This is a genomic window from Brenneria uluponensis, from assembly GCF_032395385.1.
Lineage (GTDB): Bacteria > Pseudomonadota > Gammaproteobacteria > Enterobacterales > Enterobacteriaceae > Prodigiosinella > Prodigiosinella aquatilis.
Window position 1 is genome coordinate 1,225,374 of the sequence record NZ_CP135917.1, and the last position, 23,047, is coordinate 1,248,420.

A 23,047-nucleotide genomic window follows, 5' to 3' on the forward strand; every position below is an offset into this window, starting at 1 on the left:
AACGCTGTTATTTTCACCATTGTGCTTGCGTTATCCCTACATGGGTTATTAATTATCTCATTCCATGAATTGGTTTGCCGAGCTGACCCAGGCACTGGTATGTTTTTCAAAACCAATTTTGGGATAGTAACCGACGGCCTGTGGGGCGGCCAGCAGTACGATTTTGCACTGTGGACTTAATTGTCGGGCCGTTTCCTTGATCAGCCGTTTACCAATACCATGATGCTGAATGTTTTCATCGACGGCCAAATCGGAAAGGTAACAGCAGTAACAAAAGTCTGTCACGCTGCGAGCTATTCCAACCAGCTCATCGTTATGCCAAGCTGAAATCAATAAGTCTGCTTGAGCCAGCATTCCTTCCAGAACCGTTCGATTTGTCAGTGGCCGGCGTGGACCTAACGTTGTTTTCGCCAGAAGTGCAGTGAATTGGTCAATGGTGAGTGGTACATTGATTTTATAGGTAATTTCAATATGTGATTGGTTCATGAAAACGTCCTTGAGAGAATAGGGTGGTTTTAGCCTTTCTGTTATACTCCACGTCCAGACTTTTATGGTCCGCACTGGTTGCGTATCAACCTTGGCGTATCGCCCGGTGGGTGATGCTGAATATTTTTGACTCAATGAGTTGTTAGTATGATGAAACATACGGTGGAAGTCATGATTTCCGAACAGGAAATCAAAGCACGGGTTGCCGAGCTGGGCCGCCAAATTAGCGAGCACTACTGGAATAGCGGTAGTGCAATGGTTTTGGTCGGGTTACTGCGTGGTTCTTTCATTTTTATGGCGGATTTATGCCGGTCAATTGAGGTCTCTCATGAGGTGGATTTCATGACGGCATCCAGTTACGGTAATAGTATGAATTCCTCTCGCGATGTGAAAATCCTTAAAGATCTGGATGAGGATATTCGTGGTAAAGATGTATTGATCGTTGAAGATATTATCGATTCTGGCAATACTCTCAGCCGGGTTCGTGAAATTCTGCAATTACGTGAGCCTAAATCACTGGCGATTTGTACCCTGTTGGATAAACCTGAGCGCAGGGAAGTAAATGTACCGGTTGAGTGGGTGGGCTTCTCCATTCCTGATGAGTTCGTGGTTGGGTATGGTATTGATTTTGCTCAGCATTATCGTCATCTGCCTTTCATCGGTAAGATTGTGCCGTAATAGTCAGGTACAGATGACCTGGTGGAATATCCGGCACAAGTGATCAGGCGGCGTAAATAACGCCCATCAACAAAATGATGGGTGTGTTGTATTATACCAAGGAGGAAATTGCGCGACGATAACGCTGTTCCAGCGTTTCCCGGCTAGTGGCTGTTACTTCCAAATCGCGTAATCTGCCATCCTGAATGCCGTAAACCCAGCCATGAATCATGACTTTTTGGCTTCGTTTCCAGGCGGACTGCATAATAGTGGAGTGTCCGAGGTTATAAACTTGCTCAATCACATTGATTTCACACAATTTATCGAAGCGTTGCTCGGGAGGAAGTTCACCCAACAGTGAGCTATGCTTATACCATAGATCCCGAATATGCAGTAGCCAGTTATCGATTAAGCCCAACTCAGGGTTTTCTACCGCTGCTTCTACGCCTCCGCAACCGTAGTGACCACAAATGATGATGTGCTCGACTTCCAGTACTTCTACGGCATATTGCACGACGGAAAGACAGTTCAAGTCAGTATGAATAACCAGATTGGCTACATTGCGGTGAACAAACAGTTCTCCCGGTTCAAGCCTGGTCAGGCTTTCTGCCGGAACGCGACTGTCTGAACAACCAATCCATAAAAAGCGTGGACGTTGTGTTAACGCCAATCGTTCAAAGTAGCCAGGATCCTCTTCCACTATTTTTTCGGACCAGTGCTGGTTGTTGGCGATAATCGTTTCAATCGTTTTCATGAAAGTAAATGACCTGTAACAACAAAGGACTGAGCAAGGTAATATAGAGCAACCAATACTGTTTTAACATCGAAAATTGAAGCACTCACTGATAATAAGGTACGTTTTTTCTTATGACATATGCACTGGAATTGTCGGCGTTAACCAAGACCTATTCAGGTGGAGTCAAGGCACTGAGAGGGATTGATTTGTGCGTAGAAGCTGGGGATTTCTACGCCTTGCTGGGGCCGAATGGGGCCGGGAAATCTACTATCATCGGTATCATCAGTTCGTTGGTCAATAAAACCTCCGGCAAAGTTAAGGTATTTGGTTATGACCTTAATCAGGATATTGTGAATGCCAAACGGCAGTTGGGGCTGGTGCCGCAGGAATTTAACTTCAACCCGTTTGAAACGGTATTACAGATCGTCATTAATCAAGCCGGATACTATGGTGTCCCGCGCAAGACGGCTATGGAACGGTCAGAGAAATATCTCAACCAGCTTGACCTGTGGGGAAAGCGTAATGAGCGCGCTCGGATGCTCTCCGGTGGGATGAAACGCCGTCTGATGATTGCCCGTGCGCTGATGCATGAACCCAAGCTATTGATTCTGGATGAGCCCACCGCCGGGGTAGATATTGAGCTACGTCGCTCCATGTGGGGTTTTTTGAAAGAACTGAACGGGCAGGGCACTACCATCATTCTTACTACTCATTATCTGGAAGAAGCCGAAATGCTATGCCGTAATATCGGCATTATTCAGAATGGGCAATTGATCGAGAACACGTCAATGAAGCAATTGCTGGCGCAACTGAAGTCTGAAACCTTCATCTTTGATCTGGCAGCGAAAAGCGCGTTACCCCGGCTGGAAGGATATAAACATCAGTTGGTGGATACCTCCACACTTGAGGTGGATGTGATGCGTGAGCAAGGACTGAATGGTATTTTCAGTCAGCTTAGCGCACAGGGCATCCAGATTCTAAGTATGCGTAATAAAGCTAATCGGCTAGAAGAACTGTTTGTCGCCCTGGTAAATGATAACGGAGATCAAGCATGAATGGTTTGTATTGGGTGGCGTTGCAGAGTATCTGGATAAAAGAAGTGACTCGTTTTGCCCGTATTTGGGTACAAACGCTGGTACCGCCGGTTATCACCATGACGCTCTATTTCATTATTTTCGGTAATTTGATTGGTTCCCGTATCGGTGATATGGGTGGCTTTGGCTATATGCAATTTATTGTTCCCGGATTAATCATGATGTCGGTGATTACCAATGCTTACGCCAACGTTGCGTCTTCTTTTTTTAGCGCTAAATTTCAGCGCAATATTGAAGAGTTGCTGGTTGCACCGGTACCAACGCATATCATTATCATCGGTTACATTGGTGGTGGCATTGCCCGTGGTGTCTGTGTCGGGATGCTGGTAACCGTAGTTTCGCTGTTTTTTGTACCACTTCAGGTTCATGCCTGGTGGATGATTGTGGTCACCTTATTATTAACCGCTATGCTGTTTTCACTGGCTGGGTTGTTAAATGCGGTCTTCGCTAAAACCTTTGATGACATCAGCCTTATTCCAACGTTTGTGCTGACACCGCTGACTTACCTCGGTGGGGTGTTCTACTCACTGACATTATTATCTCCATTTTGGCAGGCTGTCTCAAAACTGAATCCGATTGTTTATATGATCAGCGGTTTCCGATATGGCTTTTTGGGTATTAATGATGTGCCACTGGTGCTGACCATGACAGTATTGGTCGCTTTTATTGCGATTTTTTATTTGTTGGTATGGTGGTTGATTGACCGCGGACGTGGTCTTCGCACCTGAAGAATCAATAGTCTCGAGAAGGCGGTGTTGCACCGCCTTTTTTACATATCAGGCGACTTGTACCGGAATGGATTTCGCTTTGCGTTGTAGCTCATTATTACCAGCGAAGTAGGCTACTTTCGGATGGTGTTCATGAGCTTGTTCATCGGGTATCTGAACGTAGGAGCAAATAATCAGCTTATCGCCAACGCAGGCGCAACGGGCGGCTGCCCCGTTCACAGAAATGATGTGTGATCCGCGTTCGGCAGCAATCGCATAGGTGGAGAAACGCTGACCGTTATCCACATTGTAAATATCAATCGCTTCATATTCGAGAATGCCCGCAGCATCCATAAAGTCCTGATCAATGGCACAGGAGCCTTCGTAGTGTAAATCTGCCTGAGTGACTTTCACCCGGTGCAGTTTGCCTTGCAGCATGGTACGTATCATCGGTTTATCATCCTGGTATATAAATTCATGCGGTTAAATCAACCTGCTGGTTATCAATCAGGCGCGCTTTACCGAGCCAGGCGGCCATTAGTACCACCGCTCGGGTGCTGTCGCTCGTTAACGGTTGCAACGTGTCAGCATCACGAACAAACAGCTCATCAGGTGTAAACCCTGCATCGCGCAGTGATGCCCCCGCCTGGGTGAGCATGTCGTCTATCCCCCGGTCGCCATTTGATAGTTGCTCCACAATGGAGAGCATGATCTGGTGGATTCTGGGGGCAACCTGGCGATCTTCTGCATTGAGATAACCATTACGTGAACTCAATGCCAGCCCGTCTTTGGCTCGAACTATAGGAACGCCGACGATGTTAATGTCGTAACCCATGTCTTCCACCATCCGACGGATAAGCGCTAACTGTTGATAATCTTTTTCCCCAAAGCAGGCAATATCGGGTTGAACCAGATTAAATAGCTTGCTGACCACGGTTGCCACGCCACGAAAATGCCCTGGCCGGCTGGCACCTTCAAGTATATGGGAAAGTGTTGGAACCTCAACAAAGGTTTGCTGTTCCAGCCCGTTGGGATAGATGATGTCTGGAGAGGGGGCAAAAACCAGGTCAACCCCGCGCTGAGTCAGCTTTTCGCAATCCTCTTGCAAGGTTCGCGGGTAATGGGATAAATCGTCAGGCCGTTCAAACTGTAGCGGGTTGACAAAAATGCTGGTCACAACGATGTCGGCTCGCGCTTTGGCTTCATCCACCAGTGCCATGTGACCATCATGCAGATTGCCCATGGTTGGCACCAGGGCAATACGTTTACCTTCTTGCCGCCAGCGACGAATTTCGCGGTGCAGCATGAGAGGTGTTTCAATAATCAGCACTCCAATTCTCCTGCGTTAATGGAAGGTATGTTGATCTTCGGGATAGATCCCTTGCTCAACTTCCTGCACATAAAGGCGTACGGCGGCGCGGATATCCCCACTCTGGGCGAGAAAGTTTTTGGCAAATTTGGGCGTTTGTTCACCCGTGATGCCAAGTGCATCGTGCATCACCAGAATCTGTCCGTCGGTAACGTTACCTGCTCCAATACCAATCACCGGGATAGACAACGCTTCGGTAACGCATTTTGCCAGTGATACTGGCACGCATTCGAGTACCAGCAGTTGTGCCCCAGCCTGTTCCAGATTCAGTGCATCTTCCAGCAGGCGATTTGCTGTCACCTCTTCGCGACCTTGAACCTTGTAGCCGCCAAAAACGTTTACTGACTGAGGCGTCAGGCCCAAATGTCCACAAACCGGTACAGCACGCTCAGTCAGCATACGCACTGTGGGCACCAGCCAACTACCGCCTTCCAGCTTGACCATATTGGCACCAGCGCGCATCAGTTCGGCGGCTTGCAGACAGGCCTGTTCCTGGGTGGCGCAGCTCATGAACGGCATATCGGATAATAGCAGGCAGTGTGGTGCTCCACGGCGTACACAGCGGGTATGGTAGACGATATCCTCTATTGTTACGGGGAGTGTAGAGTCGTGCCCCTGCAAGGTCATACCAAGAGAATCGCCAACCAACATAACCTGTACACCTTGTTCAAAGAAAAGCCGGGAAAAACTAGCGTCATAGGCTGTAATTGAAGCAAATTTTTTTTGTTCCAGCTTCCACTGGCGTAAATGGGATAGGGTAGTCGTTTTCATGACAACTTTCCTGAGTCAATGTAGATAACACTTAAAGGAGAAACATTCTAATGGAAGCTGACAATGAGCGGTAGCGTTGCGGTTTTACTTTGAAAACGAGAGTAATCAAGGCGTATTGGGGATGGGCCACAACATTAAACCATTGCGGGGAACTTGTTTTAGCTGTTCCGCCAGCGAGCTTCCATCCGGGAAAACAAGTTCTGGCGCGATTTCCGCTAGAGGATAGAGCATGAACTCACGGTTTTTCATATCGTAGTGCGGCACGGTCAGGCGTTCGGTATTGATGATTGCATCACCAAATAGCAGGATGTCGAGATCCAGTGTCCGTGGTCCCCAGCGTTGGGCCTTACGCACCCTCCCTTGTTCCTGTTCGATACGCTGGGTGTGATCCAACAGGCATTCAGCCGTAAGATGAGTGTCCAGTTCAGCCACCGCATTGAGGTAATCAGGCTGATCTTGTGGCCCCAGTGGACGAGAGCGATAAAAAGAAGAACAGCATACCAGTCTGGTTTGCGGAACGGCATCCAATGCCGCCAGCGCGGCACTGACTTGCTGCAAAGGGTGAGTCAGATTGCTGCCCAGCGCCAGGTAAACTCGTGGCATCAGGATTTTCCAGGAGCAGCGGGTCGTTTGCGTGGGCGGCGCGAACGACGGTGCGGCGTCGGGCCATCATCCAGTGAATTGAGCATCACTTGCTGACGCGGAGGTGGTGCTACCTGAAATTCTCCCCACCACTGCGTTAGACGTTGTAATTCCGGGTGATGCTCAATGTCAGCACGAAGAGCGAGCAGATCATAGGCAGCACGGAATTTGGGGTGCTCCATCAACTTGTAAGCCCGTTTCCCCTGACGACGCGACAGTCGTAACTGTAATTGCCAGATATCGCGGATTAACGACGTGATCCGTTTCGGGATTGACAATGAACGACACTGTTCATCCAGCACATCGTTCATTGCCAGTGCGAAAGCCTCAAAATAAGCCAAGCCACTTTCTTGTGTCAGTTTCTGCGCATGTTCAATCAACGGATACCACAACATGGCGGAAAACAGGAACGCAGGATTGACGCGCATATCGTTCTGAATGCGTTGGTCGGTATTTTTCAGTACCTGAACGATCATCCGTTCCAGATTAGTTTGACCTTCCTCGGTGAAATGGCTGCTGATGAGGGGAAATAGAGGCTGGAACAGTTGGTACTGACACAACATCACGTAAGTGGGGTAACCATAGCCAGCTTGCAATAGTTTCAGTGACTCTTCAAACATCCGTGCTGAGGGAATGTCATGCAGTAATGCTGCCAGCCGTGGAATCGGTTCTGCGGTTTCCGGGCTGAGCTTCATGTTCAGTTTGGCGGCAAAACGCACAGCACGTAGCATTCGCACTGGATCTTCACGGTAACGGGTTTCCGGTTCACCAATCATACGGATAATCCCCTGACGTAAATCACTCAGGCCATTGGTGTAGTCGCGTACCGTAAAATCAGAAATGCTGTAGTAGAGGCTATTGATGGAGAAATCACGCCGTTGAGCGTCTTCTTCAATGGTGCCGAAAATATTGTCACGCAGCAGCATTCCATTCTGGTCTCGCTGCGCGGCATTTTTTATCTGCGGTTCCCCGTTTTGTTCATGATGGCCGCGAAACGTAGCGACTTCAATCACTTCAGATCCAAACATCACATGAGCGAGACGAAAACGGCGGCCAACCAGCCGACAATTACGGAATAGTTTACGTACCTGTTCTGGTGTGGCATTGGTGGTGATATCAAAGTCTTTGGGTTTTTTACCCAGAAGCAGGTCACGTACACCACCACCGACCAGATAAGCCTCATAGCCCGCTTTGTTCAAGCGATAAAGTACCTTCAGTGCATTTTCACTAATGTCACGGCGTGAAATAGTGTGCTGGTCACGCGGGATTACCGTCAGCGGTTGGGGCTCTGTGCCTGACTCAGCCATTTCGTTTTCACGATTCAGTACTTTACGGCAAAAATTAGCTACTCGGGTAAAAATAATACACCTCGATAGTGATGAAGAATTAACAGTACAATAAAAATAGCGGCTAATCATAGCTCACCCTCAGCCCTTTGAGAATGCTGATGTGATTTTCGGCGCAGGAATGATCGCTTTTGAGGGTACTGAAGATAACGACCAGTGCGCAATAGCCCATGTTAGCAGCATGGTTAGACTGAGATCCCGCCAGCATTCAGGCAACGGCTGGCATAGAAATGCCAGCGCTTGTATCAAAATTTGACGGGGATCGCCGTCCGGGAGTGGAGGAGCGTGGTTCTGTTTGGATAATTTATCGCCAAATGTATTCAATACCAGTGGTAAATGCACATACGATGGCGGTGTATAACCGAATTGCCGATAGAGCGTTAGCTGGTGTACTGTCGGCTCAATCAAATCTGCACCACGTACAATCTCGGTGATACCCTGTTGGTGATCATCCACGACAACCGCTAGATTATAGGCAAACAGACCATCTCGCCGATGAATGATAAAGTCTTCACTGGCCAGTGCCGGGTCGGTATGGATTTCACCGCGCAACTGGTCGTAAAAACTGAATATAGGTGACGTTTGCCGTAGCCTCAGCGCGGCATTATCGGCGCCCCGGTTAAGTGTGCGGCAATAGCCATCGTAGTGACCGCCAATCTGTTGAATACGTTGACGGGGGCAGATGCAGTAATAACACAGACCTTGTTGCTTTAGTTGATGCAAGGCAGAAAGGTAAAGGTCATGACGTTGGGATTGGTAAACGACTGGACCATCCCACAGCAGACCATAATGCTCTAGTTGCTTAAGAATACGGTTGGCTGAGCCAGGTACTTCACGTGGGGGATCGATATCTTCAATTCGCACCAACCACTGGCCGTGGTTTGCACGCGCTTGTAGATAGCTGCCCAGAGCGGCAACCAAAGAGCCGAAATGTAAATCGCCAGACGGGGATGGAGCAAAACGTCCGATATAATACTGCCTTTCGGACATACTTATGTTGCATTGAGACATGTGTTGAAATGAAGCGGGAAAGCATTTGCTTTCCCGCTTGGCGAATTACCCTGCCATCTGTTTTTCGCGTATTTCTGCCAATGTTTTGCAGTCAATACACAGGTCGGCAGTAGGACGGGCCTCAAGACGGCGAATACCAATCTCTACACCACAGGACTCACAATAACCAAAGTCCTCGTCTTCAATTTTCTGCAATGTCTTAGCGATTTTTTTGATCAGTTTACGTTCACGATCACGGTTGCGCAGTTCAAGGCTGAATTCTTCTTCCTGAGCGGCACGATCCACCGGATCGGGAAAGTTGGCGGCCTCATCTTGCATGTGCGATACGGTTCGATCCACTTCATCCCTGAGTTGGTTGCGCCATGCTTCAAGAATACGCCTGAAATGAGACAGCTGAGCGTCGTTCATGTATTCTTCGCCCGGCTTCTCCTGGTACGGCTCCACTCCGGCAATTGCGAGAATGCTCAGAGAGGATGTCTTACGGTTTTGCCCTTCTTGCATGTTGCTTCTCCTACATAACACGACACGCACTATCGCTCCCCATGAGGGGAAAAAACAGGCCGCTATAAATAACAGATGGATGCTAGGTTGGCAATGATTCCTGACACTGGCCTGATAAAGTGTGAGGAATGACGTATTCTCGCTAGATGATACATAACGTACAACAGGGCGTCAGCTTGTGGTTGTCACGTTATTGAACAACGGTAGCCGATGTCCCCAGATAATGCCATTGGGAGATATATATGCACCGTAACACAAAATTTCAACCCCCTGACGCTGTGCCTGAACGAATAATTCGGCATATCGCTGGTCGATATGTCGAGCTGGGGAAACCTGAGTGATTGCTGAGTGCAGCACAGCAAAAAACAGAACTGCCCGTTGGCCGTTGGCCACTACGTATTGCAGTTCGCGCAGATGCTTTTGCCCACGCAGTGTTACCGTATCGGGAAAGTAACCACATCCTTGTTGCAATAACGTGACAGATTTAACTTCAATATAGCAGTTAATTTTTGCGGGTGCTTTTAATAACAGGTCGATCCGGCTGTTTTCCGAGCCATAACGAACTTCTCTTTTCATCGTGCTGTAACCACTAAGTTCGGGTATCTGATTAGCCAATAACGCCTCATGTACTAGCGTATTGGCACGTAATGTATTGATGCAGATCCAGTCTCCCTGTTGTGTTTCTGTCAATTCCCAGGTGTGGGGATATTTGCGCTTGTGATTATTGGAAGTGGAATACCAAACGGTATCACCAGGTGTGGCGCATCCGGTCATGGCGCCTGTATTGGGGCAATGCAGCGTCAATTCCTCACCATCGGCGGTGATCACATCGGCAAGAAAGCGTTTGTAACGTTTAATCAGTCTTGCTGGTTGCAGGCGGGGCGAGTAGTCCATTTATAGTGTGTTCTCAGGAGGTAAGTGACCAGCTTGATAATGACTGGTAGCGGGTATGCCCATTCTCATACAGCGATTCATAAAGAGAAAAGTGAGTCATCGGGATTGTCCAGGAAAAGGTCTCTGCTGGCAATGCCACTGGGCGTGTGGCACCTCGTAGCAGTGTAATATGCGGATGAAACGGTTGTCTGCTTTGATGGCAACCGCTGTGAGCCGCCTGTGAGCGCAATAACTCGGCTAACTGCAACAGTCCACGTGGTGCCTGACGACAGCCCAACCAGACGATACCCGAACGCGGCCACTGTCCAGTATCGTTGATTGTCACTGTAAATGCTGGCTGGCGGATACGACTGGCCAGGTCGCGTAGCGTCTGGCATTTTCGTTCACTGATTTCACCCAGAAACGCCAGTGTCAGGTGCAGGCTCGCAGCGGCGACGGGTCGTCCGGCCTCTGGCAAAAAATGCTCAGCACGCCAGCGGATCATCTGCTGACGGATGTCATCCGGTATGGATAGGGCAAAAAACAGACGGGAAGTAGGGTTCATGTCAAGCTCTCTGTTCTGGTTCTTTCCGATGCTACAATGTCAGCCGCTTAAAGTTAATTATTACGGAGTCCCTGTGAGTTTACCGCCTGTCAGTGCCGTGCTGGAGGATGTCATCAATGCGCTGCACACCTCGCCCCAGGTCATGTTGCATGCCCCCACGGGTGCAGGGAAATCTACCTGGTTGCCGTTGCAACTATTGCAACAGGGCGGTTTTTCCGGCCGAATCATCATGCTGGAGCCACGGCGTCTGGCAGCCAGAAGTGTGGCCTGGCGTCTGGCCGAAAGCCTGGGGGAAGAACCGGGACAAACGGTGGGATATCGCATGCGCTCGGAAACCTGTATCAGTAAGTTCACCCGGCTGGAAGTGGTGACCGAAGGTATTCTGACCCGGATGTTGCAGCAGGATGCCGAACTTCAGGGTGTTGCGCTGGTGATTCTGGATGAGTTTCATGAACGTAGCTTACAGGCCGATCTGGCGCTTGCCCTGTTGCTGGATATTCAGCGGGGGTTACGGGACGATCTTCGACTGCTGATTATGTCCGCTACACTGGATAATCAACGTCTTTCTCTTTTATTGCCGCAATCTGGCAATGTGATATCCGAAGGCCGCGCTTATCCGGTTGTTAGACATTATCGGCCGTTGGCGGCGCAAGAGCGGCTGGAAGAGGGAATGTCTCGCCTGATTTACCGTTTGTTGCAGGACGAAACCGGATCGTTACTGGTATTTTTACCCGGTGTAGCGGAAATTAGACGGGTTCATGCCATGTTGGTTGACAGGGTTGCGATGGATACTGATCTCTGCCCACTGTATGGTGCGTTAACCCTCGGCGATCAGCAAAAAGCGATTCGGGTCCCGGCGGAGGGGCGGCGTAAAGTGGTGCTGGCTACCAATATTGCAGAAACCAGTCTGACGATTGACGGTATCCGTGTCGTGGTAGACAGTGGTTTGGAACGAGTCGCTCAGTTTGACGTGAAAAGTGGGTTGACGTGCCTGGTGACCCAGCGTATCAGCCAGGCCTCCATGACTCAGCGTGCGGGTCGGGCGGGGCGTTTGTCTCCTGGCGTCTGCTGGCACCTGTTTTCCAAAGAGCAGGCTGAACGGGCTACCAGCCAAAGTGAAGCGGAAATTCTTAACAGTGATTTATCCGGTCTGTGGCTGGATTTGTTGCAATGGGGTTGCCATGATGTGAATCAGCTTGACTGGTTGGATACGCCGCCGGTACCCGCGCTGAATGCGGCCAGGCAACTGTTGCATCAGTTATCCATTACTGACCAACAAGGGAAACTGACCTTTACTGGACGTCAGATTGCGTCGCTAGGTTGTGATCCCCGCCTCGCCACCATGTTGTATACGGCTGCGGGGCAGAATAATGATGCGCTGGCAACCGCGGCGATGCTGGTGGCTATTATCGAAGAGCCGCCACGCAGTGGATCACTGAATCTGTCAGATTGGTTGCACCGGCCTGCCAGTCATTGGCAACACCGAGCCCGGCAGCTTATCCGACGTGTTAATGGTGGGCATGGTCATATTAATGAGGCGTTGGCTGCGGCATTGTTGGCGATTGGTTTCCCTGATCGTATTGCCCGGCGACGGGGTCAGGATGGGCGTTATTTGCTGGCTAATGGTATCGGTGCCCAGATACCGGCCGATGATGCCCTCTCGGCAACTGAGTGGTTGATCATCCCGTCACTCATGCAAAATCATAATAGCGCCGACGCGCGGGGTCTCTTGGCGCTACCGCTTGCGATAAATGCACTGACGCAGCAGTTACCGAGCTTGTTAAACGAACTCAATGTTGTGCACTGGGATGAAGAAAAGGGTACTCTGCGCGCTAGTCGACGCAGTCAGGTTGGGTGCCTGACGTTACGCACGCAGCCACTGGCTAAACCCTCTGATGACGAGTTCCGGCGGGCTATGCTGAACTGGCTGCGAGAGCAGGGATTATCAGTTCTGAACTGGGATGCTGCATCATTACAGTTGCGGGCGAGGATCCAGTGCGCCCGGCAGTGGTTACCGGAAGTGGCGTGGCCAGCAGTGGATGACGAAACGTTGTTGCTGACGCTGGAGCAGTGGTTGTTACCTTCACTGTCTGGTGTGCGCGATCTGCGAGCGCTTCGTCAAATTGATCTGAGCGACGCTTTGCTGCGGTTGCTTAACTGGTCGCAGCGGCAACGGCTGGATAACGCATTGCCTAGCTATTACACTGTGCCGGGTGGGAGCCGACTGCCTATTTGTTATTACGAGGACAAACTTCCCACTCTGGCTGTTCGGTTACAGGAAATGTTTGGTGAACAGCAAAGTCCGCAATTGGCGGACGGGCGGGTGTCACTGGTGTTGGAGCTGTTGTCTCCGGCGCAGCGACCATTGCAGATTACTCGTGATCTGGCTGCATTTTGGCAGGGGGCGTATCGGGAAGTGCAAAAAGAGATGAAAGGGCGCTATCCCAAACATGTCTGGCCCGATGATCCGGCCAATGCCGTACCGACCAGACGGACCAAAAAATATCAAAATCATTAATTTCAGATGTTTCCCCCTTTCTTGTGTGGTGGTGGGGATACAGAGTAGACGGCCAGGTTATAACACCCGTGGCTGTTAGTAATCGGATGGAGAAGTTACTGTAATGTCTCGGGATGATCGCGAACCTATCGGACGCAAAGGAAATACGTCACGACGAAAACCTACACGTAAGCAGACGGTACGACGTCACAGGGATGACGACTATGACGACTATGATGATGATTACGACGAGTACGATGATGATTACGATAATGACGACGATGGTGATGGTGATGATAACGGGAAAAACATGACACGCAAACCTCGTAAGAAGCGGCGTTGGCTGGGGCTTATGATCAAACTGTCTCTGATCTTTGCTGTAGTGATAGCCGTCTACGGTATTTATCTGGATAGCGAAATCCGCAGTCGTATTGATGGCAAAGTTTGGCAGTTGCCTGCCGCTGTTTATGGTCGCATGGTCAACCTTGAACCCGGTATGGCCTACAGCAAAAAAGAGATGGTCAATCTGCTGGAGGGTATGCAGTATCGAGATGTCAACCGGATTACTCGTCCTGGTGAGTTTACTGTTCAGGCAAACAGCATCGAGATGTTGCGTCGTCCTTTTGATTTCCCCGATGGCAAAGAAGGACAGATCCACGCCAAGCTGATATTCAGCAATGATCAGTTGTCGCAAATCCAGAATATGGATAATCAGCGTAATTTCGGGTTCTTCCGTCTCGATCCGAAGTTGATCACCATGTTGCAGTCGCCAAATGGGGAGCAACGCCTATTTGTGCCGCGAGCTGGTTTCCCTGATCTATTGGTGGATACGCTGATTGCCACCGAAGACCGGCATTTTTATGAGCATGATGGTATCAGCTTGTATTCCATCGGACGTGCGTTGGTGGCCAACCTAATCGCCGGCCATACAGTGCAGGGGGGAAGCACCCTGACCCAGCAGTTGGTGAAAAACCTGTTTCTGACCAACAAGCGTTCGCTGTGGCGTAAGGCAAATGAAGCCTATATGGCGTTGATTATGGATCACCGCTACAGCAAAGATCGTATTCTGGAGTTGTATCTTAACGAAGTTTATCTGGGACAAAGCGGTAACGATCAGATTCGAGGGTTCCCGCTGGCGAGCCTGTATTACTTTGGCCGTCCGGTGGATGAACTAAGCCTTGACCAGCAGGCCATGCTGGTGGGCATGGTGAAAGGGGCGTCATTGTATAACCCCTGGCGCAACCCAAAATTGACGCTTGAACGTCGTAATCTGGTACTACGTCTGTTGCAGGATCAGAAGATTATTGATGAGGAGCTCTACAATCTGCTGAGTGCTCGTCCGCTGGGTGTCCAGCCGAAAGGCGGCGTCATCAGCCCGCAACCGGCTTTTATGCAGTTGGTCCGCCAGGAGCTACAGCAGCGACTCGGGGATCGCGCTAATGATCTTTCTGGCGTGAAAATTTTTACTACGCTTGATCCCGTCGCTCAGGATGCGGCAGAGAAAGCGGTGGAAACGGGCATTCCGGCGCTGAGAGCGGCCCGTAATGTGAAAGATCTAGAAACGGCAATGGTGATTGTCGACCGCTTCAGCGGTGAGATTCGGGCGATGGTTGGGGGCGCTGACACCCAGTATGCCGGGTTTAACCGTGCCTTGCAGGCTAGGCGTCCGGTGGGGTCGTTGGCGAAACCGCCGACCTATCTGACGGCATTAAGCATGCCGGATAAATACCGACTCAATACTATTCTGGATGATGAACCGCTATCCATTAAGCTTTCGAATGGCACGGTATGGGAACCAAGAAATTACGATCGGGATTACGGTGGTCAGGTGATGTTGGTTGATGCTCTGGCACGCTCGCTCAATATACCGACGGTAAATCTTGGTATGGCGGTTGGTCTGGATAAGATAAGCGCTACCTTACAGCTTCTGGGGATTCCAAAAAGTGTGATTCAGCCTGTTCCGGCGATGTTACTGGGCTCTATCAGCCTGACACCAATGGAAGTTGCTCAGGAATATCAGACGATTGCCAGCGGTGGTAATCGTGCGCCATTGTCATCGTTGCGTTCAGTGATCGCAGAAGATGGTACCGTGCTTTATCAGAGCTTTCCACAGGCGGAAAGAGTGGTACCGGCACAAGCTGCATATCTGACGTTGTATGGTATGCAACAGGTTGTGGAACGCGGCACGGCTCGCTCGTTGATGGCGAAGTTCAGTAAATACCATCTGGCAGCCAAAACAGGGACAACTAATGATTTGCGTGACAGCTGGTTTGCCGGCATCGATGGTAAAGAGGTGGCAATTACCTGGGTTGGACGTGATAACAACGGTCCGGCCAAGTTGACGGGGGCTAACGGTGCGTTGACTATCTATCGCCGTTATCTGGAAAATGAGACGCCGTTGCCGCTGATGCTGACTCCGCCTGAAGGTATTAGCAGCATGACAGTGGACAGCAGCGGTAACTTCATTTGTAACGGCAGCAGTGCCGGGCAGGTAATACCGGTGTGGACGAGCAATCCGCAGGCGTTATGTCAGTCCAGCCAAACAACACACCCAGCACCCGTCAGTGCGCAACCAGACCAAGGCAGTGACAGTGTTCCTGGCTGGATAAAACAGATGTTTGGGAAGTAAAGCTTCAGGTGCAGTGGTAGGTAATTATCGCAGTCAGTAGCAGCCAGGCTCACTGGCTGTTACGTCATCAGTCTCATTGAACACAGACAAACAGGGCGCGTGGGCGCCCTGTAATCGTCTTACAATGTGGCAAAGCAGCGCTGTGCTGCCTGAAGGGTGTGTTCAATATCCTGTTGGCTGTGGGCCAGTGACATAAAGCCAGCCTCATAGGCTGAAGGTGCCAGATAAATGCCTTCATCCAGCATTAAATGGAAGAAACGCTTAAAGCGTTCAACATCACATTTCACCACGTCCTGATAACATGTGACCTGCTCTGCGTTGGTGAAGAATAATCCAAACATCCCTCCGACGTGATTTACCACCAGCGGAATACCTTCTTCTCTGGCGGCGACAAGTAATCCTTCGGCCAACTGGTTGGTCAGTGCGGTGAGTTTTTGATGCACACCTGGTTTGGCAACTTCAGTCAGGCAGGCAAAACCAGCCGCCATTGCGATAGGATTCCCCGACAGTGTACCGGCCTGATATACCGGACCGGTCGGCGCCAGCGCTTGCATAACGTCTCGGCGGCCGCCAAACGCGCCCACTGGCATCCCGCCACCGATGATTTTCCCCAGGCAGGTCAGATCAGGACGAACGCCATAGTGGGCTTGTGCCCCTGCCAGTGCAACGCGAAAGCCCGTCATCACTTCATCAATAATCAACAAGGCGCCAAATTCATCACACAACGCACGCAATCCAGGCAGGAATTCTGGCAACGGAGGCACACAATTCATGTTCCCGGCCACTGGTTCGACGATGATGGTGGCAATCTCAGTCGGATATTGTTCGAATGCCGCACGAACAGAGGCCAAATCATTATAGGTACAAGTGAGGGTGTGGCGAGCAAAATCGGCGGGGACTCCGGGTGAATTGGGCTGACCTAGCGTCAAAGCGCCAGAACCGGCTTTCACTAACAGGCAATCTGCATGGCCATGATAGCAACCTTCGAATTTGATGATCTTATCGCGCCCGGTAAAACCTCTAGCCAGGCGAATAGCGCTCATAGTGGCTTCAGTACCGGAGTTCACCATGCGTACCATATCCATACTGGTGACCAGCGAGGTGACCAGCCGGGCCATATTGACTTCCATTTCCGTAGGCGCTCCGAAACTCAATCCTCGTTCGGCAGCACTGATCACCGCCTGACGGATCGCCGGATGATTATGACCCAGAATCATGGGTCCCCAGGAACCGACATAATCGATATAGGCTTTTCCATCCGCATCATACAGATAGGCGCCATCCGCCCGCTCGATAAACAGCGGCACACCGCCGACACCGTTAAATGCGCGCACCGGGGAGTTTACGCCACCTGGAATTAGCTCCTGGGCTGCGGCATACAGACTTTCAGATTTATTCATTGCAGGTTCCTGACTTGATTTTTTGTCCATCGAGAATAGTGTCATTCTAATCAACACATTGCCATAGTGAAATTTTTGTCCAACCTTGACGTACATCTATGAAAGTGGAAGTGTTGAAAATCGGCGCTGGGCAGAAGGCGTCATTAGCAATTAGAATGGTCGACTTGTCTATCGTTGTGTATCAAGCCGAGTTTATTGCGTGTCTAAAGTCACTTCACCTTTATTATCTGCAGCTGCCCGTAATGCTGCGATCCGTCAGATTCTGCGACGTGATAAAACGCCGGTTATCATTCTGGTTCTGGCTGCGTTTGTAGGTACATTGGTAGGAATCGTCGGCGTTGTGTTTGATATGGCGGTTAACTGGGTACAACATCACCGAATGTCCGTATTAACACAACTGACAGATTCATGGTTGGTGTGGCCAGTAGCTTTTTTGTTTTCGGCGTTATTGGCGATGTTGGGGTACTACCTGGTGCGCACCTTTGCGCCGGAAGCCGGGGGCTCGGGTATTCCGGAAATTGAAGGCGCGCTGGAAGAACTGCGCCCGGTACGTTGGTGGCGAGTGTTGCCCGTGAAATTTTTTGGCGGTCTGTGCTCGCTGGGCGCGGGTATGGTTCTTGGTCGCGAAGGGCCGACAGTTCAATTGGGGGGGAATATCGGTGGGATGTTTGCTGAGTTGTTACCACTTCGACGGGCTGATGTAAGGCATTCTTTACTGGCGACAGGGGCTGCGGCAGGTCTGGCGGCAGCCTTTAATGCGCCATTGGCCGGGATTCTGTTTATCATCGAAGAGATGCGCCCGCAGTTTCGCTATAATCTTATCTCCATCAAAGCGGTATTTATTGGCGTCATCATGTCCAGTGTTGTTTTTCGCATGTTCAATGGTGAGGTAGCTGTCATTAATATCGGTCGCCTTTCCTCCGCCCCCGTTAATACCCTATGGCTTTATTTGTTGCTTGGCATTATTTTTGGTGCCGTCGGTGTTCTATTTAATGCCCTGGTGTTATGGTCGCAGGACCGTTTTATCCGGTTTCACGGTCGCAGCCTCAAACGATTCATGGTCGTTGGTTTACTGGTTGGCGGTCTATGCGGGATATTCTCGCTATTCTTTAGTGAGGTGACCGGTGGCGGTTTTGAATTGATCCCGATTGCGGCAGCGGAACATTATGGTGTGGGTATGCTGCTGGTGATATTTCTGGTTCGGGTCGTGATGACGTTGCTTTGCTTCTGTTCCGGTGCGCCGGGCGGGATTTTTGCCCCGATGTTATCACTAGGAACATTATTGGGTGCCGCGTTTGGCATGACTTGCGGTTTGCTGTTTCCCGCTTATGGTTTGGGGGCTGGGACGTTTGCCATTGCAGGAATGGGGGCATTGTTTGCCGCGTCAGTGCGCGCGCCATTAACTGGCATTGTACTGGTACTGGAAATGACGGATAACTATCAGCTCATTCTGCCAATGATTATTACCTGCCTGGGGGCCACGTTGATTGCCCAGTTTCTTGGCGGTAAACCGCTCTATTCTTCTATTCTTGCCCATACTATTCAACGTCAGGTTCAGACAGAAGCCAGCATGAAAGAAGATGCTTCTGCCATGAGCGAGATCAAATCTTGAACGTTTCGGGGGGCTATTAGATAATGAATCCAATTGGGTTTGGTATAAGCCACCTGATATTTGGTTGGGAGTAAGAAAAATGAGTGATGATGTAGCGGTAGCACTACCACTGCAATTTACTGATGCAGCGGCCAGGAAGGTGAAGCTTCTGGTTGCTGATGAAGAAAATCCAGATTTAAAACTTCGGGTTTACATTACCGGTGGTGGTTGTAGTGGTTTCCAGTACGGTTTCACTTTCGATGATAAGGTAAACGAAGGTGATATGACTATTGAGAAACAGGGCGTTGCGCTGGTTATTGATCCAATGAGCTTGCAATATCTTATCGGTGGGTCGGTAGATTATACCGAAGGGTTGGAAGGTTCCCGTTTTGTGGTGACGAACCCTAATGCCAAAACGACCTGTGGTTGTGGATCGTCTTTCAGCATTTAATCGCGTTGTATGCCGCAGTAAAACCCGTGTTACCTCGACAGGTGCACGGGTTTTTTATTGGTGCGCCGGGCACGGCGCGTTGCGCGTGAGCGCAACTGGTTTGGCTATGGTGGTCAAACCGGTGACTTGGAGGTGAAAGTCCTCTACATACCCGGCAAGGGGAAGTGTTAGCCGAACGGCAAGGGTGCTCATCGTGAGGTGGGATCTGAAGGAAGCTGAAGGCAAAATGCTGGCCTGACGAACAGGAAGCAGATTAGGCGGCACAGCGGGGTAAGACGGCCAATATCGTCAAAGCCCAATACTTGCACGGAACGCTGTGACGTAAATCTGACAGGCATAAGCAGGAAGGTCGCGCGAATTACCCCGGGAGATCTGTTGTTCTGCCATCGTGCTACCGATATCGTGAGGTGTTGGGAGGGAACAACAGAAGTCAGCCGAGGCCGTAGTAGTGATGCAAAACCGGCACCATGAAGGGCTGAACATTGATAACCGTGATTAGGACGCCTTATCTCGATGGACGTTGATGATGCACAAGTGCGGGCAACCGCAGCCCGGACAGAAGGAGGCGAGCGGAGCTCGTGCAGGTATGTTGTGGGTGCTGAAACGTACACGGCGAAAGGTGAGCAAACGAAAACGGAAGTGCCGCTGAGTATGGAAGCGGTGATAACCCGAAGCAACTTGATGCTGGCCTACCAGCGAGTCGTGGAGAACAAAGGCGCGGCAGGGGTAGATAACCTGAGCGTTGGTGAACTCAAAGGCTGGCTGAAGCAACATTGGGCAAGCGTCAGAGAGGCTTTATTGCAAGGGAACCATGTCCCGCAGGCGATACGCCAGGTAGAAATCCCCAAGCCAGATGGAGGGGTACGGATACTGGGTATTCCGACGGTAGTGGACAGACTGATCCAGCAAGCTATCCAACAACATCTCACGCCTTATTATGAGCCCGAGTTCTCAGACTCCAGCTACGGCTTCCGACCGGGCCGGAATGCGGGACAGGCAGTGGAACAAGCCCAATCCTATATGCAAGGTGGTCGACGGTGGGTGGTCGATCTGGATCTGGAAAAGTTCTTTGACAGGGTTAACCATGACATCCTGATGGCGCGGTTGAGCTGGAAAATCAAAGACACACGGTTGCTCAAGCTGATCAGGCGGTATCTGGAAGCGGACAGGGCCGCGGGGAGTGAAATAACGAGGCGACGGGAAGGCATGCCGCAAGGTAGCCCGCTCTCGCCGTTGTTATCGAACATTTTACTGACGGACCTTGATCGTGAACTGGAGCGGCGAGGCCACAAGTTTTGCCGGTATGCGGACGACGGTAATATCTATGTATGCAGTCGTCAGGCAGGCGAACACGCGATGAAAGAGATAAGCCACTATCTGGAAAATAAACTCAGGTTAAAGGTAAACGCTCATAAAAGCGCGGTGGACAGGCCGTGGAAAAGGAAGTTCCTGGGGTACAGTGTCACCCAGCACAAAATAACGAAGTTGAAGATCTCGAAGAGCAGTCTCTCGCGGTTGAAGGATAAAATCCGCAGGCTTACGACGGGGAACAGTTCTCAATCGGTAAAGACAGTGCTCAGAGAGCTTAACCCAGTGTTGCGGGGCTGGATGAACTACTTTGGACTAACGGAAGTAAAAGGATGCCTGGAAGAGCTGGATGGCTGGATACGACGGAAACTTCGCTGCCTGATATGGAGAAACAGTAAAAGGTCGTATGCCCGAGCAAGAATGCTAATGAGAAGAGGGTTAACAGAGGAGAAAGCGTGGATATCAGCGAGCAATCAACGGGGTCCGTGGTGGAACTCGGGTGCGAGCCACATGAACCATGCGTTCCCGAAGAAGTGGTTCTCAGAAGCGGGATTATTATCACTGCTGGAACTTCAGCGGCAGTTCCAGCGTTAACAATGAACCGCCGTATACGGAACCGTACGTACGGTGGTGTGAGAGGACGGCGGGAGCAATCCCGCCTCCTACTCGATTCTGGCGGATGGTGATGTTAGCTCGGATAGCTGTTCGCACAATTGACGGGCCGCGAGTAGCAAGCGTGGGCCACTGCGATTAAACCAATCTTCATTGACGGCAATGACGGGGATATTGAGTTGAGGTCGCCAGAATGTAACGGTACTGGCTACGGCAGACGGTGGTGCACTGATCACAATCGCCTGTGGTTGACGCATTATCACCTGTTCTCGGCTCACCTGCGGCCAGGGAATAGCGCTATCGGCAAATACGTTGTGTGCTCCACATAATGAGATAACCTGGCTCTGTAGCGTTTTCTTCGATGCGGTAAACAGTGGTTGACGGCCAAACTGCAGGAATACCCGAATAGGTGTGCGATGCGCATAGCGCCGCTGTATATCCGCTAGTTGCTGGCGGAAAGCCCGTGCCGATTGCCGTGCGATGTCAGGATGTTGGCTGTACGATGCAAGTTGTTCCAACTGACGGGGAATATCTTCCAGCGTAGCGGGGTCGAGATAGACAATCCTGATGCCAAAGGAAGCCAATTGGTCTAATGGTCGTTGTGGATTTCCTTCACGCCATGCCAGTATCACATCAGGTTTCAGGGACAGGATACGTTCGATGTTGATTCCCTGCCAACTGGCAACCTGCTCGTGCTTTCTTGCTTCTGGTGGGTAATCTGACCAAGCGCTGACGCCCACCAATTGTTCCCCCATCCCGGCAGCGTAGGCCATTTCCGTTGCATGCGGAGCCAGCGTAATCACTCGCAAGGCAGCAGCTTGCGCCAGAGAGAACCAGAAGACACTGATCAATAGCATCGTGGTTTTCAGGAAGGGAAAATTCAAACGAGTAAATCGCACTATTGCATTTCCATTACTGGTTGGCAGCCGCTATGTCCTGAGTTCGCCGTGGCTTGGCTCAGGGCATAGCCGGCTTGGGGTTACTGGCGTTGTGCCAGCATCTGCAACATGGTTTCCACCATGCGAGTAGACTGTTTGGCGGCTATGGACAGGAATTCATCGAAGCTGAGATGAGATTCCTGATCTGCTACGTCTGAAATGGCTCGGACGACGACAAAAGGTACGTCAAACTGGTGACAAACATGACCGATGGCGGTTGCTTCCATTTCAACGGCAATGGCCTGTGGAAAGAGATGACGGATGCGCGCCAGCGGTTCGGCACCATTAATGAAAGCATCGCCGCTAACCACCAGACCCCGTACGGCATTCAGCCGCAGTGTGGCAATTGCGTCCTGTGCCACTGCGATAAGCGATGTATCGGCCACAAACGCCGCCGGACAGCCTGCCATCTGGCCAGCTTCATAACCGAAAGCTGTCACATCGGCATCGTGATAGCGCACCTCGTCAGAGATTACAATGTCGCCTACGTTGAGCGCGGCAGCCAGCCCACCAGCAGAACCGGTGTTAATTACAACATCAGGCTGGCAGTGTTCCAGCAACAGAGTGGTGCCTAATGCGGCTGAGACTTTACCGATACCCGATTTCAGTAAGGCAACCTCGGTACCGTGTAATTGACCGCTATAAATTTCACAGCCAGCGCGTTGGAAAGTCTGACGATTCTGGATTTGGTCCCTTAACAGGGTAACTTCTTGTTCCATTGCGCCAATAATGCCCACTTTCATAGGATTCCCCACAGATTTGGTAGAAATAACAGGAGTGTCATAGTGCTTAGTTTATCATGGCTGAAGCGAATAGAGCGCACGTGATGCGGTTGTATCGTCCGGTCTGACGTGTTATCACCC

22 protein-coding genes are annotated in these 23,047 nt (G+C 50.7%); 8 read left to right on the forward strand and 14 right to left on the reverse strand.

The genetic code is table 11. The annotated features are described in order from the left end of the window. Window positions 1-57: 57 nt before the first annotated feature. Window positions 58-486, reverse strand: coding sequence for a GNAT family N-acetyltransferase (locus tag RS889_RS05650; RefSeq protein ID WP_315709740.1), 429 nt, complete (start codon window positions 484-486; stop codon window positions 58-60). Window positions 487-636: 150 nt separating this feature from the next. Here RS889_RS05650 and hpt point away from each other — a divergent pair, with 150 nt between their 5' ends. Then, window positions 637-1,164: a hypoxanthine phosphoribosyltransferase gene (gene hpt, locus RS889_RS05655; RefSeq protein ID WP_037382262.1), complete on the forward strand. Its 528-nt coding sequence runs from the start codon at window positions 637-639 to the stop codon at window positions 1,162-1,164. Between the two features lie 91 nt (window positions 1,165-1,255). Here hpt and can read toward each other — a convergent pair whose 3' ends face one another. Then, entirely contained in the window at window positions 1,256-1,897 is a 642-nt protein-coding gene (can, locus tag RS889_RS05660) for a carbonate dehydratase (RefSeq protein ID WP_021016997.1), read from the reverse strand. 113 nt (window positions 1,898-2,010) lie between these two features. Here can and RS889_RS05665 point away from each other — a divergent pair, with 113 nt between their 5' ends. Then, window positions 2,011-2,934 carry an ABC transporter ATP-binding protein gene (locus RS889_RS05665; RefSeq protein WP_021016996.1) on the forward strand — a complete coding sequence of 308 codons (924 nt, stop codon included), beginning with the start codon at window positions 2,011-2,013 and terminating at the stop codon, window positions 2,932-2,934. Continuing rightward, window positions 2,931-3,701 carry an ABC transporter permease gene (locus RS889_RS05670; protein WP_021016995.1) on the forward strand — a complete coding sequence of 257 codons (771 nt, stop codon included), beginning with the start codon at window positions 2,931-2,933 and terminating at the stop codon, window positions 3,699-3,701. The genes RS889_RS05665 and RS889_RS05670 overlap by 4 nt, the downstream gene beginning before the upstream one ends. Window positions 3,702-3,749: 48 nt before the next feature. Here RS889_RS05670 and panD read toward each other — a convergent pair whose 3' ends face one another. The 9 genes from panD to thpR form a co-directional block, all read right to left on the reverse strand. Beyond that, window positions 3,750-4,130 (reverse strand): aspartate 1-decarboxylase, encoded by a 381-nt coding sequence (panD, locus tag RS889_RS05675; RefSeq protein WP_315709741.1) that lies wholly within the window; start codon window positions 4,128-4,130, stop codon window positions 3,750-3,752. 25 nt (window positions 4,131-4,155) lie between these two features. Continuing rightward, complete coding sequence (panC, locus tag RS889_RS05680) at window positions 4,156-5,010, reverse strand: pantoate--beta-alanine ligase (RefSeq protein ID WP_315709743.1); 855 nt, start codon at window positions 5,008-5,010, stop codon at window positions 4,156-4,158. 15 nt (window positions 5,011-5,025) lie between these two features. Next, complete coding sequence (panB, locus tag RS889_RS05685) at window positions 5,026-5,820, reverse strand: 3-methyl-2-oxobutanoate hydroxymethyltransferase (protein WP_315709744.1); 795 nt, start codon at window positions 5,818-5,820, stop codon at window positions 5,026-5,028. 105 nt (window positions 5,821-5,925) lie between these two features. After that, entirely contained in the window at window positions 5,926-6,423 is a 498-nt protein-coding gene (folK, locus tag RS889_RS05690) for a 2-amino-4-hydroxy-6-hydroxymethyldihydropteridine diphosphokinase (RefSeq protein ID WP_021016991.1), read from the reverse strand. Next, complete coding sequence (gene pcnB / locus RS889_RS05695; RefSeq protein ID WP_315710928.1) at window positions 6,423-7,823, reverse strand: polynucleotide adenylyltransferase PcnB; 1,401 nt, start codon at window positions 7,821-7,823, stop codon at window positions 6,423-6,425. The genes folK and pcnB overlap by 1 nt, the downstream gene beginning before the upstream one ends. 66 nt (window positions 7,824-7,889) lie before the next feature. After that, the gene (gene gluQRS, locus RS889_RS05700; protein ID WP_315709745.1) at window positions 7,890-8,798 is read right to left on the reverse strand and encodes a tRNA glutamyl-Q(34) synthetase GluQRS; all 909 of its coding nucleotides are present in this window, start codon (window positions 8,796-8,798) and stop codon (window positions 7,890-7,892) included. Window positions 8,799-8,864: 66 nt separating this feature from the next. After that, window positions 8,865-9,320, reverse strand: a complete 456-nt coding sequence (gene dksA / locus RS889_RS05705; protein WP_021016988.1) for an RNA polymerase-binding protein DksA — start codon at window positions 9,318-9,320, stop codon at window positions 8,865-8,867. Window positions 9,321-9,491: 171 nt separating this feature from the next. After that, window positions 9,492-10,214, reverse strand: coding sequence for a DNA/RNA nuclease SfsA (gene sfsA / locus RS889_RS05710; protein WP_315709746.1), 723 nt, complete (start codon window positions 10,212-10,214; stop codon window positions 9,492-9,494). Between the two features lie 13 nt (window positions 10,215-10,227). Continuing rightward, window positions 10,228-10,758, reverse strand: coding sequence for an RNA 2',3'-cyclic phosphodiesterase (gene thpR, locus RS889_RS05715; RefSeq protein WP_021016986.1), 531 nt, complete (start codon window positions 10,756-10,758; stop codon window positions 10,228-10,230). Window positions 10,759-10,831: 73 nt separating this feature from the next. Between thpR and hrpB the strand changes: the two genes are divergently transcribed. Beyond that, complete coding sequence (gene hrpB, locus RS889_RS05720; RefSeq protein ID WP_315709748.1) at window positions 10,832-13,276, forward strand: ATP-dependent helicase HrpB; 2,445 nt, start codon at window positions 10,832-10,834, stop codon at window positions 13,274-13,276. Between the two features lie 103 nt (window positions 13,277-13,379). Further along, window positions 13,380-15,884, forward strand: a complete 2,505-nt coding sequence (gene mrcB, locus RS889_RS05725; protein ID WP_315709749.1) for a bifunctional glycosyl transferase/transpeptidase — start codon at window positions 13,380-13,382, stop codon at window positions 15,882-15,884. Window positions 15,885-16,003: 119 nt separating this feature from the next. Here mrcB and hemL read toward each other — a convergent pair whose 3' ends face one another. Next, a complete protein-coding gene (gene hemL / locus RS889_RS05730) occupies window positions 16,004-17,284 on the reverse strand; it encodes a glutamate-1-semialdehyde 2,1-aminomutase (RefSeq protein WP_290180177.1) in 1,281 nt (426 codons plus the stop codon). 199 nt (window positions 17,285-17,483) lie between these two features. Here hemL and clcA point away from each other — a divergent pair, with 199 nt between their 5' ends. The 3 genes from clcA (at window position 17,484) to ltrA (ending at window position 21,228) form a co-directional block, all read left to right on the forward strand. Beyond that, window positions 17,484-18,896: a H(+)/Cl(-) exchange transporter ClcA gene (gene clcA, locus RS889_RS05735; protein WP_021016982.1), complete on the forward strand. Its 1,413-nt coding sequence runs from the start codon at window positions 17,484-17,486 to the stop codon at window positions 18,894-18,896. 79 nt (window positions 18,897-18,975) lie between these two features. Further along, a complete protein-coding gene (gene erpA, locus RS889_RS05740; protein ID WP_021016981.1) occupies window positions 18,976-19,326 on the forward strand; it encodes an iron-sulfur cluster insertion protein ErpA in 351 nt (116 codons plus the stop codon). Between the two features lie 591 nt (window positions 19,327-19,917). Continuing rightward, window positions 19,918-21,228 (forward strand): group II intron reverse transcriptase/maturase, encoded by a 1,311-nt coding sequence (gene ltrA, locus RS889_RS05745; protein WP_315709035.1) that lies wholly within the window; start codon window positions 19,918-19,920, stop codon window positions 21,226-21,228. Between the two features lie 68 nt (window positions 21,229-21,296). Here the strand turns inward: ltrA and btuF are convergent, their stop codons facing one another. Next, window positions 21,297-22,103 carry a vitamin B12 ABC transporter substrate-binding protein BtuF gene (gene btuF, locus RS889_RS05750; RefSeq protein WP_315710929.1) on the reverse strand — a complete coding sequence of 269 codons (807 nt, stop codon included), beginning with the start codon at window positions 22,101-22,103 and terminating at the stop codon, window positions 21,297-21,299. A 122-nt stretch (window positions 22,104-22,225) separates the two neighbouring features. Beyond that, on the reverse strand, window positions 22,226-22,927 hold the full coding sequence (gene mtnN / locus RS889_RS05755) for a 5'-methylthioadenosine/S-adenosylhomocysteine nucleosidase (protein WP_021016979.1): 702 nt from the start codon (window positions 22,925-22,927) through the stop codon (window positions 22,226-22,228). Window positions 22,928-23,047: the final 120 nt, after the last annotated feature.

What these genes read in the sequence shown, in the direction of transcription:
- RS889_RS05650 (WP_315709740.1), bottom strand. Translation starts at nt 486, where the DNA reads ATGAACCAATCACATATTGAAATTACCTATAAAATCAATGTACCACTC.
- hpt (WP_037382262.1), top strand. Translation starts at nt 637, where the DNA reads ATGAAACATACGGTGGAAGTCATGATTTCCGAACAGGAAATCAAAGCA.
- can (WP_021016997.1), bottom strand. Translation starts at nt 1,897, where the DNA reads ATGAAAACGATTGAAACGATTATCGCCAACAACCAGCACTGGTCCGAA.
- RS889_RS05665 (WP_021016996.1), top strand. Translation starts at nt 2,011, where the DNA reads ATGACATATGCACTGGAATTGTCGGCGTTAACCAAGACCTATTCAGGT.
- RS889_RS05670 (WP_021016995.1), top strand. Translation starts at nt 2,931, where the DNA reads ATGAATGGTTTGTATTGGGTGGCGTTGCAGAGTATCTGGATAAAAGAA.
- panD (WP_315709741.1), bottom strand. Translation starts at nt 4,130, where the DNA reads ATGATACGTACCATGCTGCAAGGCAAACTGCACCGGGTGAAAGTCACT.
- panB (WP_315709744.1), bottom strand. Translation starts at nt 5,820, where the DNA reads ATGAAAACGACTACCCTATCCCATTTACGCCAGTGGAAGCTGGAACAA.
- folK (WP_021016991.1), bottom strand. Translation starts at nt 6,423, where the DNA reads ATGCCACGAGTTTACCTGGCGCTGGGCAGCAATCTGACTCACCCTTTG.
- gluQRS (WP_315709745.1), bottom strand. Translation starts at nt 8,798, where the DNA reads ATGTCCGAAAGGCAGTATTATATCGGACGTTTTGCTCCATCCCCGTCT.
- dksA (WP_021016988.1), bottom strand. Translation starts at nt 9,320, where the DNA reads ATGCAAGAAGGGCAAAACCGTAAGACATCCTCTCTGAGCATTCTCGCA.
- sfsA (WP_315709746.1), bottom strand. Translation starts at nt 10,214, where the DNA reads ATGGACTACTCGCCCCGCCTGCAACCAGCAAGACTGATTAAACGTTAC.
- thpR (WP_021016986.1), bottom strand. Translation starts at nt 10,758, where the DNA reads ATGAACCCTACTTCCCGTCTGTTTTTTGCCCTATCCATACCGGATGAC.
- mrcB (WP_315709749.1), top strand. Translation starts at nt 13,380, where the DNA reads ATGTCTCGGGATGATCGCGAACCTATCGGACGCAAAGGAAATACGTCA.
- hemL (WP_290180177.1), bottom strand. Translation starts at nt 17,284, where the DNA reads ATGAATAAATCTGAAAGTCTGTATGCCGCAGCCCAGGAGCTAATTCCA.
- erpA (WP_021016981.1), top strand. Translation starts at nt 18,976, where the DNA reads ATGAGTGATGATGTAGCGGTAGCACTACCACTGCAATTTACTGATGCA.
- btuF (WP_315710929.1), bottom strand. Translation starts at nt 22,103, where the DNA reads ATGCTATTGATCAGTGTCTTCTGGTTCTCTCTGGCGCAAGCTGCTGCC.
- mtnN (WP_021016979.1), bottom strand. Translation starts at nt 22,927, where the DNA reads ATGAAAGTGGGCATTATTGGCGCAATGGAACAAGAAGTTACCCTGTTA.